Here is a 12315-nt window from a genome sequence, read left to right as displayed (position 1 = left end):
TGGCGGCCGGGGGCGGTACCGTTCGGTAGCACGCGGCCCCGGGGCCGCCGACCAGCGTCAGTCGTACGAGACGGAGTGGCACCGGATGCAGCACGCAGTGGGGGCTCCGCTGCCGCCTCCTCGGGGGCCGGGGCAGGGAGCGGGCGGATGGTCGCAGCAGGCACCGCCGCCGGGCTCGCCGGCAGGGCCCGGCCCGCACCAGGGACAGCGGCCCGCGCCGGGCTGGACCGGAGCGGGACCCGCGCAGGGCCCGCCGCCCCCGCCGCAGCACGCTCCCGGAGTCCGTCCGGGCGCGCCCGGGCAGGCGCCCGTACCGCCGCCGGGCCCGCCGGCCGCACCGCCGCCCCCGGACTCCACCGGGCACATCCGGCTCCCGCCCGGCGGCCCGGTGCCCGTACCGCCCCCGCCGTCCGCGGACGGCGGCACCGGCGCCGCGACGCTCGCCGTGCTGCTCATCGGCCCGGCCGGCGCCGGCAAGACCACCGTCGCGCGTCACTGGGCGCAGCGCCGCCGCGTGTCCACCGCGCACATCAGCCTGGACGACGTCCGCGAATGGGTCTGCTCCGGTTTCGCCGACCCCCAGGCCGGCTGGAACGACCACTCCGAGGCGCAGTACCGGCTGGCCCGCCGCACCTGCGGCTTCGCCGCCCGCAACTTCCTGGCCAACGGCATCTCCTGCATCCTGGACGACGCGGTCTTCCCGGACCGGCCGGTCGTCGGACTCGGCGGCTGGAAGCGCCATGTCGGCCCGGGGCTGCTGCCCGTCGTGCTGCTCCCCGGCCTGGAGATCGTGCTGGAGCGCAACGCGGCCCGCAGCGGAAACCGCCGGCTCGCCGACGAGGAGGTGGCCGGCATCCACGGCCGGATGGCCGGCTGGTACGGATCGGGGCTGCCCATCATCGACAACTCCAGCTATGACGTGGAGACCACGGCCCGGGTCCTCGACGACGTCCTGGCCCGCGCGCTCGCCAGCCCGCCGAGCTGGTAGGCCGCGCGGACGGCCCCCAGTCGGACGCGCTGAACCGGCCGGGTGGCGCGTTCGCTCATACGCTCGGATCATGTCAGACGTGTATGCGGCCCGCCGCGCGCGGCTGCGCGACCGGTGTGCCGCGGCAGGCAATGCCGCGGCCCTGGTCTCCCGCCCCGCCAATGTCCGCTATCTCGCGGGCGGGGCGCTGCCGGGTGCCGTGCTGCTGCTCGGCCCCGACGAGGACACGCTGCTCAGCCCCCGCACCCCGCTGGGCGCCGCCGACGGACGGGTCGACGAGCGGCTGCGGGGGATCGTCCTGCCCACCACGACCGGCGACCCCGCGGTCGCGGCGGCCGGGATCCTCGTACGGGCGGGCGTGGAGTCGCTCGCCGTTGAAGAACACCATCTGACCGTCGCCCGACACCGGGCGATTGGCTCCGTGGCACCCCGGCTGCGCCTCGCGGACCTGGGCTGCGCCGTCGAGCAGCAGCGCATCGTCAAGGACGAGGAGGAGATCGGCTGTCTGCGGATCGCGGCCGAGATCGCCGACCAGGCGCTGGGTGAACTGCTGGAGTCGATCCTGGTCGGCCGCACCGAACGCCATCTCGCGCTGGAGCTGGAGCGGCGGCTCGTCGATCACGGCGCCGCGGGCCCCGCCTTCCCGACCAATGTCGCCACCGGCCCCAACTCCGGCCGCCACGGGCACCATCCGTCGGACCGCCGGGTCGAGGAGGGTGATTTCCTCACGGTCAGCCTCGGTGCCGACTACCGGGGATACCGCTGTCTCATCGGGCGGACCTTTGTCATCGGCACCTCACCCGACGACTGGCAGATCGAGCTGTACGAGCTGGTCTTCGCGGCACAACGGGCAGGTCGGGAGGCTCTCGTACCGAGCGCCGGCTACCGCGACGTGGACCGCGCGGCCCGTCAGCCGCTGGAGGCGGCCGGGTACGCCGAGGGGCTCCCTCCCCGTACGGGGCACGGGGTCGGGCTCGAAATCGACGAGGACCCGCAGCTCGCCCCTGCGGCCATGGGTAAACTGGACGCTTGCGTGCCGGTCACCGTCGGACCGGGGGTCCACCTCCCGGGCCGGGGCGGTGTCCGGATCGATGACACGCTCGTCGTCCGCCCCGAGGCGGACGGCGGGCCGGAGCTACTCACCATCACGACCAAGGAGCTGCTCGCGCTCTAGCGCGCACTCCCGGTCGTCCACCAGCTTTCAGTCCAGGAGATTCCGCAACCGTGGCTTCCACGAACGACCTCAAGAACGGCCTGGTGCTCAAGCTCGACGGGGGCCAGCTCTGGTCCGTCGTCGAGTTCCAGCACGTCAAGCCCGGCAAGGGCCCGGCCTTTGTACGCACCAAGCTCAAGAACGTGCTCTCCGGCAAGGTCGTCGACAAGACCTTCAACGCCGGTGTGAAGGTCGACACGGCCACCGTTGACCGCCGTGACATGCAGTTCTCGTACATGGACGGCGAGTACTACGTCTTCATGGACATGCAGACGTACGACCAGCTCATGGTCGACCGCAAGTCCGTCGGTGACGCGGCCAACTACCTCATCGAGGGGTTCACGGCCAGCGTCGCCACACACGAGGGCGAGGTGCTCTACGTCGAGCTGCCCGCCGCCGTCGAACTGGTCGTGCAGCACACCGACCCGGGCGTGCAGGGCGACCGCTCCACCGGCGGCACCAAGCCCGCCACCCTGGAGACCGGCTACGAGATCGGTGTCCCGCTCTTCATCACCACCGGCGAGAAGATCAAGGTCGACACGCGCTCCGGCGAGTACCTCGGCCGGGTGAACAGCTAACCGTGGCTGCCCGGAACAAGGCCCGTAAGCGCGCCTTCCAGATCCTTTTCGAGGCCGACCAGCGCGGGGCGCCCGTGCAGACGGTCCTCGCGGACTGGATTCGGCATGCCCGGACCGACGAGCGCCAGCCGCCGGTGGGCGAGTACACCATGGAGCTGGTCGAGGGGTACGCCGAGTACGCGGACCGTATCGACGAGCTGATCTCCACCTACTCGGTGGGCTGGACGATCGACCGGATGCCGGTCGTCGACCGGAACATCGTGCGGCTCGGCGCGTACGAGCTGGTGTGGGTGGACGACACCCCGGACGCGGTGGTGATCGACGAGGCGGTACAGCTCGCCAAGGAGTTCTCCACGGACGACTCCCCGTCCTTTGTGAACGGCCTGCTGGGCCGCTTCAAGGACCTCAAGCCGAGTCTGCGCCGCGTCTGAGCCCCGGGGCCTTCCCGGAGGCCCGGGATCCGGCTGCCGCGCCCGCTCGGCTCGCCAGGCCCGAAGCAGAAGACCGCTCGTCTTCTGCTTCGGGCCTGGCGCGTACCGGGCCTCGCGGGCGCCGGGCGCGGCCCGCGCGAGTCCGCGCACCGGGGGCACCCGCCTCTCCGGACGCAGCGGAGGGCGGCCCCCTACCACGGGTCCGCCCTCCGGAGGTGACGTTTCTGCTGTTTTGTTCCCGGTTCGGTCAGCTCTCCTCGTGGGCGACCGCACGGCGGGCGTCCGCGTCCAGGACGCCCCAGCTGATGAGCTGCTCGGTCAGGACCGACGGCGACTGGTCGTAGATCACGGCGAGCGTCCGCAGGTCGTCCTGGCGGATCGACAGGACCTTGCCGTTGTAGTCGCCGCGCTGGCTCTGGATCGTCGCCGCGTAACGCTGCAACGGGCCCGCCTTCTCCTGCGGCACATGGGCCAGCCGCTCCAGGTCCAGAACGAGCTTCGGCGGCGGCTCGGCCGCTCCGCCGGGCGTGGTGCCCGGGAGGAGTTCCTGCACCGGGACCCCGTAGAAATCAGCCAGCTCGGCGAGGCGCTGCACCGTGACGGCACGGTCGCCGCGCTCGTACGAACCGACCACCACGGCCTTCCAGCGGCCCTGGGACTTCTCCTCCACGCCATGGAGCGAGAGGCCCTGCTGGGTGCGGATGGCGCGGAGTTTGGCCCCGAGCTGCTTTGCGTATTCGCTGGACATATAGCTCCCCGGACGAAGTCTGGTAACTCACTGTGAGGTTACGCAGCGTTACTTGGATGCGTCAAGCCGGGGAGGCCGGGGGGCCCTCCGCGGAGCCCCGGAAGAGGGGCGGTACACGGCGTTCCGGCGGCCCCTGGTAGCTTGGGTGGCGTAATTCAGACATCCCGACGTCCTTTAAGGTCCGTCCCGTGAGGCGGAGAAGGAGGTCCGTTTCGCATGGACACGGAAAACCCGCCGGAGAGCTCCGGCATCGCGCGCCCCGTGCTGGAGGCGCCCGACATCGCACGGGTTCTCACCCGTATCGCCCACGAGATCGTCGAACGCGCCAAGGGCGCGGACGATGTGGTGCTGCTGGGCATTCCCACCCGCGGCGTCTATCTGGCCCGCCGGCTGGCCGGCAAACTCGCGGAGATCACCGGCCGCTCGATCCCCGTCGGCTCCCTCGACATCACCATGTACCGCGACGACCTGCGCCTGCGGCCCGCCCGCGCGCTGGCCCGCACCGACATTCCCGGTGACGGCGTCGACGGACGCCTGGTGGTCCTCGTCGACGACGTGCTCTTCTCCGGCAGAACGATCCGCGCCGCCCTCGACGCGCTCGGCGACATCGGCCGGCCGCGGGCCGTACAGCTCGCCGTGCTCGTCGACCGAGGCCACCGCGAGCTGCCGATCCGCGCCGACTACGTCGGCAAGAACCTCCCCACCTCGCTGCGGGAGACGGTCAAGGTGCAGCTCGCCGAGGAGGACGGCCGGGACACCGTGCTGCTCGGCCTGAGGCAGCCCGCCGCGTCCGGCGAGCAGTAGCGGCGTCTCCGTACGCCCTCCGTCCCGTACGGCCGCGCCGGCGCGCCCGCACGCCCGCACACCTCCACACACCGGAGCCCTCCCGATGCTGCGCCTCCCAGGGGCAAACCCCCGCACACCCGGCCATCTCATCTCGGCCGCCGATCTCAGCCGTGACGACGCCGTCCTGATCCTCGACACCGCGGAGGAGATGGCCCGGGTCGCCGACCGGCCCATCAAGAAGCTGCCGACCCTCCGCGGCCGTACCGTCGTCAACCTCTTCTTCGAGGACTCGACCAGGACCCGGATCTCCTTCGAGGCCGCCGCCAAGCGGCTGTCGGCCGATGTCATCAACTTCTCCGCCAAGGGCTCCTCCGTGTCCAAGGGCGAGTCGCTCAAGGACACCGCGCTGACCCTGGAGGCGATGGGCGCGGACGCCGTCGTCATCCGGCACGGCGCCTCCGGCGCCCCCTACCGGCTGGCCACCTCCGGCTGGATCGACGGCGCGGTCGTCAACGCCGGCGACGGCACCCACGAGCACCCCACCCAGGCGCTGCTGGACGCCTTCACCCTGCGCCGCCGCCTGGTCGGCCCGGACACCGGCATCGGGCGCGGTCTCGACGGCCGGCGGGTGACCATCGTCGGCGATGTGCTGCACAGCCGGGTCGCCCGCTCCAATGTCCTGCTGCTGCACACGCTGGGCGCCCGGGTCACCCTGGTCGCCCCGCCCACCCTGGTGCCGATCGGCGTCGAGCGGTGGCCCTGCGAGGTGTCGTACGACCTCGACCGGGTGCTGCCCGAGTCCGACGCGGTGATGATGCTGCGCGTCCAGCGGGAGCGGATGAACGCCGCGTTCTTCCCGACCGAGCGCGAGTACTCCCGCCGCTACGGCCTGGGCGGCGACCGGATGGCCCGGATGCCCGAGCACTCCGTCGTGATGCACCCGGGCCCGATGAACCGCGGTATGGAGATCACCGCCGAGGTCGCCGACTCCGACCGCTGCACGGCCGTCGAACAGGTCGCCAACGGCGTCTCGATCCGGATGGCAGTGCTCTATCTGCTGCTCGGCGGCAACGAGCCCGCCGTCACCCACTCCCGCCCGTCGGCCGCCACCAACCCAGATCCGGCGCGTCTCGCGCCCGCCACAGACTCCGAGGAGAGCAAGTAACCATGGGCAAGACCCTTGTACGGGGCGCGAAGGTACTCGGCGGCGAGGTGCGGGACGTCCTGATCGACGGCGAGACCATCGCCCGCGTCGGCACCGGGATCGAGCCCGGTGACGCGACCGTCGTCGAGGCCGCGGGGCGGATCCTGCTGCCCGGTCTGGTCGATCTGCACACCCATCTGCGCGAGCCGGGCCGCGAGGACTCCGAGACCGTCCTCACCGGCACCAGGGCCGCCGCCGTCGGCGGCTTCACCGCCGTGCACGCCATGGCCAACACCTTCCCGGTCGCCGACACCGCCGGTGTGGTCGAGCAGGTCTGGCGGCTCGGCCGGGAGTCCGGCTACTGCGATGTGCAGCCCGTCGGCGCCGTCACCGTAGGACTGGAGGGCAAGCAGCTCGCCGAGCTGGGCGCGATGAACGACTCCGCCGCCGGGGTCCGGGTCTTCTCCGACGACGGCAAGTGCGTCGACGACGCCGTGATCATGCGCCGGGCGCTGGAGTATGTGAAGGCCTTCGACGGAGTGATCGCCCAGCACGCCCAGGAGCCCCGGCTCACCGAGGGCGCCCAGATGAACGAGGGCGTGGTCTCCGCCGAGCTGGGTCTCGGTGGCTGGCCGGCCGTCGCCGAGGAGTCGATCATCGCCCGCGATGTCCTGCTCGCCGCCCATGTCGGCTCCCGGGTCCACATCTGCCATCTCTCCACGGCCGGCTCGGTCGACCTGGTCCGCTGGGCGAAGTCCCAGGGCTGGAACGTCACCGCCGAGGTCACCCCGCACCACCTCCTGCTCACCGACGAGCTCGTGCGCTCGTACAACCCCGTCTACAAGGTGAACCCGCCGCTGCGCACGGAAGCCGATGTGACGGCCCTGCGCGAGGCCCTCGCCGACGGCACCATCGACTGTGTCGCCACCGACCACGCCCCGCACCCGCACGAGGACAAGGACTGCGAGTGGGCCGCGGCCGCCATGGGCATGGTGGGCCTGGAGACGGCGCTCTCCGTCGTCCAGCAGACGATGGTCGACACCGGCCTGCTCGACTGGGCGGGCGTCGCCGACCGGATGTCCTTCCGCCCGGCCCGCATCGGCCGTCTGGCGGGCCACGGCAGGCCCGTGGCGGCGGGGGAGCCCGCCAACCTGACCCTGGTCGATCCGGCTTACCGTGGTGTCGTGGACCCCAAGGGCTTCGCCTCCCGCAGCCGCAACACCCCGTACGAGGGACGCGAGCTGCCGGGACGCGTGACCCACACCTTCCTGCGGGGCCGCGCCACGGTCGTCGACGGGATTCTGGCGTGACAAGTGCGAAGCTCCTCCTGACGCTGGCCGCCGAGCGGAAATCGGCGGACGTGACCGACTGGGCCGCCCGGCTCGGCTGGGTGATCGGTCTGCTGCTCTTCATCGCGTTCGTGTACTGGCTGATGCGCCAGGGATGGAAGTGGCGCGGCAGCCTCCAGTCCGGGCTGCCTGAGCTGCCCGCGCCGCCGGAGACCCCCGGCGCGGCCGTCCCCGGTGCCGACGGCGCGCCCCTGCCGGTACTGACCGGCCGCTACCACGGCTCGACCACCGCCGGGCAGTGGCTCGACCGCATCGTCGCCCATGGCCTGGGCGCCCGCAGCAGGGCCGAACTGACCCTGACCGACGCCGGTCTGGAGGTCGTACGCCCCGGCGCGAACGACTTCTTCGTCCCGGCGGGCCGGCTCCGCGGGGCCCGGCTCGACAAGGGCATCGCGGGCAAGGTCCTCGCCGAGGGCGGTCTGCTGATCGTCACCTGGCAGCACGGCGACACGCTGATCGACTCCGGCTTCCGCTCCGACCGCTCCGCCGAGCACCCCGCCTGGGCCGCCGCCGTCAACTCCCTGGCCCGGTCCCTCACGGCATCCACCCCCGCATCCACGACGACATCCACCACGACGGAAGGCCCCGCACGATGACCACCTCCACCCGGGGAAGCGCCCAGCGAGCGGCGCTTCCCGCCGTACTCGTCCTGGAGGACGGCCGCACCTTCCGCGGCCGCGCCTACGGGGCCGTGGGGGAGACCTTCGGCGAGGCGGTGTTCTCCACCGGCATGACCGGCTACCAGGAGACCCTCACCGACCCGTCGTACCACCGCCAGGTCGTCGTCATGACCGCCCCGCACATCGGCAACACCGGCGTCAATGACGAGGACCCCGAATCGAGGCGGATCTGGGTCTCCGGCTATGTCGTCCGCGACCCCGCGCGCACCCCCTCCAACTGGCGCTCGCGCCGCTCGCTCGACGAGGAACTGGTCGCCCAGGGCGTCGTCGGCATCAGCGGTGTCGACACCCGCGCGCTCACCCGCCATCTGCGTGAACGCGGCGCGATGCGCGTCGGCATCTTCTCCGGCGAGGCGCTCACCGGTGCCTCCGGCGCCGGACCGGCCGACGAGGCGGCGCTGCTGGCACGGGTGCGCCAGGCCCCCGAGATGACCGGGGCCGACCTCTCCGCGGAGGTCGCCACGGAGCGGACGTACATCGTCCCCGCCATCGGCACCAAGCGCTTCACCGTCGCCGCGCTCGACCTGGGCATCAAGGGAATGACCCCGCACCGGCTGGCAGAACGGGGCATCGAGGTGCACGTCCTGCCCGCCACCGCCACCCTCGACGAGGTGTACGCGGCCGGTCCCGACGGCGTCTTCCTCTCCAACGGCCCCGGCGACCCGGCCACCGCCGACCTCAGTGTCGTCAAGGGCGTACTGGAGCGCGGCACACCGCTCTTCGGCATCTGCTTCGGCAACCAGCTCCTCGGCCGCGCGCTCGGCTTCGGCACCTACAAGCTGAAGTACGGTCACCGCGGCATCAACCAGCCCGTGCAGGACCGCACGACGGGCAAGGTCGAGGTCACCGCCCACAACCACGGATTCGCCGTCGACGCCCCCCTCGACCGGGTCTCCGACACCCCGTACGGCCGCGCCGAGGTCTCCCACGTCTGCCTCAACGACAACGTGGTCGAGGGCCTGCGGATGCTCGACCGGCCGGTCTTCAGCGTCCAGTACCACCCCGAGGCGGCCGCCGGCCCGCACGACGCCGCGTACCTCTTCGACCGTTTCGTCTCCCTGATGGAGGGCCAGCGTGCCTAAGCGCACCGATATCCAGTCCGTCCTGGTCATCGGTTCAGGACCGATCGTCATCGGCCAGGCCGCTGAGTTCGACTACTCGGGCACCCAGGCGTGCCGGGTCCTCAAGTCCGAGGGCCTGCGCGTCATCCTGGTCAACTCCAACCCGGCCACGATCATGACGGACCCGGAGATCGCCGACGCGACCTACGTCGAGCCGATCACCCCCGAGTTCGTCGAGAAGATCATCGCCAAGGAGCGCCCCGACGCGCTGCTGCCCACCCTCGGCGGCCAGACCGCGCTCAACACCGCGATCTCGCTGCACGAGGCCGGCACCCTCGACAAGTACGGCGTCGAGCTGATCGGCGCCAATGTGGAGGCGATCAACAAGGGCGAGGACCGCGACCTGTTCAAGGGGGTCGTCGAGGCCGTACACGCCAAGATCGGCCATGGCGAGTCGGCCCGCTCGGTCATCTGCCACTCCATGGACGACGTCCTGTCCGGCGTCGGGACGCTCGGCGGCTACCCCGTCGTCGTCCGGCCCTCCTTCACCATGGGCGGCGCCGGGTCCGGCTTCGCCCACAACGAGGAGGACCTCCGCAGGATCGCCGGCCAGGGGCTGATGCTCTCCCCGACCACCGAGGTGCTCCTGGAGGAGTCCATCCTCGGCTGGAAGGAGTACGAGCTGGAGCTGATGCGCGACAAGAACGACAACGTCGTGGTCGTCTGCTCCATCGAGAACTTCGACCCGATGGGCGTGCACACCGGTGACTCGATCACCGTCGCGCCCGCGATGACGCTCACCGACCGCGAATACCAGATCCTGCGGGACATCGGCATCGCCGTGATCCGCGAGGTCGGTGTCGACACCGGCGGCTGCAACATCCAGTTCGCGGTCAACCCCGAGGACGGCCGGGTCATCGTCATCGAGATGAACCCGCGCGTCTCCCGCTCCTCCGCGCTCGCCTCCAAGGCCACCGGCTTCCCGATCGCGAAGATCGCGGCCCGGCTCGCCGTCGGCTACACGCTGGACGAGATCCCCAACGACATCACGGAGAAGACCCCCGCGTCCTTCGAGCCCACGCTCGACTATGTGGTCGTCAAGGTGCCGCGCTTCGCCTTCGAGAAGTTCCCGGCCGCCGACGCCAGCCTCACCACCACGATGAAGTCGGTCGGCGAGGCCATGGCCATCGGCCGCAACTTCACCGAGGCACTCCAGAAGGCACTGCGCTCGCTGGAGAAGCAGGGCAGCCAGTTCTCCTTCAGCGGCGACCCGGGCACCGCCGCCGACAAGGACGCGCTGCTGGAGACCGCCAAGGTCCCCACCGACGGCCGGATCAACACCGTCATGCGGGCGATCAGGGCGGGCGCCACGCCCGAGGAGGTCTTCGACGCGACAAAGATCGACCCCTGGTTCGTCGACCAGCTCTTCCTGATCAAGGAGTACGCGGACGAGCTGGCCGGCGCCTCGAAGCTCTCGCCCGAGCTGCTCGCCGAGGCGAAGCGGCACGGCTTCTCCGACGCGCAGATCGCCGGGATCCGGGGCCTGCGCGAAGACGTGGTCCGCGAGGTCAGGCACGCCCTCGGTGTGCGTCCCGTCTACAAGACGGTCGACACCTGCGCCGCCGAGTTCGCCGCGAAGACCCCGTACTTCTACTCCTCGTACGACGAGGAGAGCGAGGTCGCGCCGCGCGAGAAGCCCGCCGTGATCATCCTCGGCTCGGGCCCCAACCGCATCGGCCAGGGCATCGAGTTCGACTACTCCTGTGTCCACGCCTCCTTCGCGCTGAGCGCGGCCGGCTACGAGACCGTGATGGTCAACTGCAACCCCGAGACGGTCTCCACCGACTACGACACCTCCGACCGGCTCTACTTCGAGCCGCTCACCCTGGAGGACGTCCTGGAGATCGTGCACGCCGAGACGCTCGCGGGACCGGTCGCCGGTGTCATCGTGCAGCTCGGCGGCCAGACCCCGCTCGGCCTCGCCCAGGCGCTCAAGGACAACGGCGTACCGGTCGTCGGCACGCCGCCGGAGGCGATCCACGCCGCCGAGGACCGCGGCGCCTTCGGCCGGGTCCTCGAAGAGGCCGGGCTGCCCGCGCCCAAGCACGGCACGGCCACCACCTTCGCCGGGGCCAAGGCCATCGCCGACGAGATCGGCTACCCCGTCCTCGTACGGCCGTCGTACGTCCTCGGCGGCCGGGGCATGGAGATCGTGTACGACGAGGAGCGGCTCGCCACCTACATCGCCGAGTCCACCGAGATCAGCCCCAGCCGACCGGTGCTGGTCGACCGCTTCCTCGACGACGCCATCGAGATCGACGTCGACGCGCTGTACGACGGCACGGAGCTGTACCTCGGCGGAGTGATGGAGCACATCGAGGAGGCCGGCATCCATTCCGGCGACTCGGCGTGCGCCCTGCCCCCCATCACCCTGGGCGGCTTCGACATCAAGCGGCTGCGCACCTCCACCGAGGCGATCGCCAAGGGTGTCGGCGTCCGCGGACTGATCAACATCCAGTTCGCCATGGCCGGAGACATCCTGTACGTCCTGGAGGCCAATCCCCGCGCGTCCAGGACGGTCCCCTTCACCTCCAAGGCGACCGCCGTACCGCTCGCCAAGGCCGCCGCCCGCATCTCGCTCGGCGCCACCATCGCCGAGCTGCGCGACGAGGGCCTGCTGCCCTCGCACGGCGACGGCGGCACGCTGCCGCTCGACGCGCCGATCTCCGTCAAGGAGGCCGTGATGCCGTGGTCCCGCTTCCGCGACAGCCACGGCCGCGGGGTGGACACCGTCCTCGGCCCGGAGATGCGCTCCACCGGTGAGGTCATGGGCATCGACTCGGCCTTCGGCACGGCGTACGCCAAGTCGCAGGCCGGGGCCTACGGCCCGCTGCCCACCAAGGGACGCGCCTTCATCTCCGTCGCCAACCGCGACAAGCGCTCGATGATCTTCCCGGCGCGCGAACTGGTCGCGCACGGCTTCGAGCTGCTCGCCACCTCCGGCACCGCCGAGGTCCTCAAGCGCAACGGCCTCAGCGCCACCGTCGTACGCAAGCAGAGCGAGGGCCCGGGGCCGGACGGGGAGAAGACCGTCGTCCAGCTCATCCACGAGGGCGGGATCGACCTCATCGTGAACACGCCCTACGGCACCGGCGGCCGTCTCGACGGCTACGAGATCCGTACGGCGGCCGTGGCGCGCGGCGTCCCCTGCCTGACGACCGTCCAGGCGCTGGCCGCCGCGGTCCAGGGCATCGACGCCCTGAATCACGGCGACGTCGGGGTGCGGTCGCTCCAGGAGCACGCGCGGCATCTGATCGCGGCCCGCGAGGACTGACCG

Annotated in this window: 11 protein-coding genes; 10 read left to right on the top strand and 1 reads right to left on the bottom strand. The window is 71.4% G+C overall.

The window, feature by feature from the left end:
• Nucleotides 1-85: 85 nt before the first annotated feature.
• The 4 genes from ABZ707_RS24790 to nusB all read left to right on the top strand — a co-directional run bounded on the left by ABZ707_RS24790 (nt 86) and on the right by nusB (nt 3210).
• A complete protein-coding gene (locus ABZ707_RS24790) occupies nt 86-988 on the top strand; it encodes a Pro-rich N-terminal domain-containing protein (protein WP_360178971.1) in 903 nt (300 codons plus the stop codon).
• A gap of 70 nt (nt 989-1058) precedes the next feature.
• Entirely contained in the window at nt 1059-2162 is a 1104-nt protein-coding gene (locus tag ABZ707_RS24785) for a M24 family metallopeptidase (RefSeq protein WP_360178968.1), read from the top strand.
• A gap of 50 nt (nt 2163-2212) precedes the next feature.
• A complete protein-coding gene (gene efp / locus ABZ707_RS24780) occupies nt 2213-2779 on the top strand; it encodes an elongation factor P (RefSeq protein ID WP_319681393.1) in 567 nt (188 codons plus the stop codon).
• Between the two features lie 2 nt (nt 2780-2781).
• A complete protein-coding gene (gene nusB / locus ABZ707_RS24775) occupies nt 2782-3210 on the top strand; it encodes a transcription antitermination factor NusB (protein ID WP_319681392.1) in 429 nt (142 codons plus the stop codon).
• A 247-nt stretch (nt 3211-3457) separates the two neighbouring features.
• Here the strand turns inward: nusB and bldD are convergent, their stop codons facing one another.
• Nucleotides 3458-3958 (bottom strand): transcriptional regulator BldD, encoded by a 501-nt coding sequence (gene bldD, locus ABZ707_RS24770; RefSeq protein ID WP_005319862.1) that lies wholly within the window; start codon nt 3956-3958, stop codon nt 3458-3460.
• Between the two features lie 216 nt (nt 3959-4174).
• On the opposite strand from bldD, the gene pyrR reads away from it, so the two are divergent.
• From pyrR to carB, 6 genes are all read left to right on the top strand, one after another.
• Complete coding sequence (pyrR, locus tag ABZ707_RS24765) at nt 4175-4762, top strand: bifunctional pyr operon transcriptional regulator/uracil phosphoribosyltransferase PyrR (RefSeq protein ID WP_360178964.1); 588 nt, start codon at nt 4175-4177, stop codon at nt 4760-4762.
• 85 nt (nt 4763-4847) lie between these two features.
• Complete coding sequence (locus ABZ707_RS24760; protein WP_360178962.1) at nt 4848-5909, top strand: aspartate carbamoyltransferase catalytic subunit; 1062 nt, start codon at nt 4848-4850, stop codon at nt 5907-5909.
• 2 nt (nt 5910-5911) lie between these two features.
• Nucleotides 5912-7198, top strand: coding sequence for a dihydroorotase (locus tag ABZ707_RS24755; RefSeq protein ID WP_360178959.1), 1287 nt, complete (start codon nt 5912-5914; stop codon nt 7196-7198).
• Entirely contained in the window at nt 7195-7833 is a 639-nt protein-coding gene (locus tag ABZ707_RS24750) for a hypothetical protein (protein ID WP_360178956.1), read from the top strand. The genes ABZ707_RS24755 and ABZ707_RS24750 overlap by 4 nt, the downstream gene beginning before the upstream one ends.
• Nucleotides 7830-8999, top strand: coding sequence for a glutamine-hydrolyzing carbamoyl-phosphate synthase small subunit (gene carA, locus ABZ707_RS24745; RefSeq protein WP_360178954.1), 1170 nt, complete (start codon nt 7830-7832; stop codon nt 8997-8999). The genes ABZ707_RS24750 and carA overlap by 4 nt, the downstream gene beginning before the upstream one ends.
• Nucleotides 8992-12312, top strand: coding sequence for a carbamoyl-phosphate synthase large subunit (gene carB, locus ABZ707_RS24740; RefSeq protein ID WP_360178951.1), 3321 nt, complete (start codon nt 8992-8994; stop codon nt 12310-12312). Before carA ends, carB begins: the two co-directional genes overlap by 8 nt.
• Nucleotides 12313-12315 lie beyond the last annotated feature (3 nt).

It is taken from the genome of Streptomyces sp. NPDC006923 (assembly GCF_040635655.1).
Classification (GTDB): Bacteria; Actinomycetota; Actinomycetes; order Streptomycetales; family Streptomycetaceae; genus Streptomyces.
The sequence above is the reverse complement of the archived record's forward strand: the minus strand, read 5'-3'. Positions and strand labels throughout refer to the sequence as shown.

Coding starts and splice junctions, on each gene's coding strand:
- ABZ707_RS24790 (WP_360178971.1), top strand. CDS start 86: ATGCAGCACGCAGTGGGGGCTCCGCTGCCGCCTCCTCGGGGGCCGGGG.
- ABZ707_RS24785 (WP_360178968.1), top strand. CDS start 1,059: ATGTCAGACGTGTATGCGGCCCGCCGCGCGCGGCTGCGCGACCGGTGT.
- bldD (WP_005319862.1), bottom strand. CDS start 3,958: ATGTCCAGCGAATACGCAAAGCAGCTCGGGGCCAAACTCCGCGCCATC.
- pyrR (WP_360178964.1), top strand. CDS start 4,175: ATGGACACGGAAAACCCGCCGGAGAGCTCCGGCATCGCGCGCCCCGTG.
- ABZ707_RS24760 (WP_360178962.1), top strand. CDS start 4,848: ATGCTGCGCCTCCCAGGGGCAAACCCCCGCACACCCGGCCATCTCATC.
- ABZ707_RS24755 (WP_360178959.1), top strand. CDS start 5,912: ATGGGCAAGACCCTTGTACGGGGCGCGAAGGTACTCGGCGGCGAGGTG.
- carA (WP_360178954.1), top strand. CDS start 7,830: ATGACCACCTCCACCCGGGGAAGCGCCCAGCGAGCGGCGCTTCCCGCC.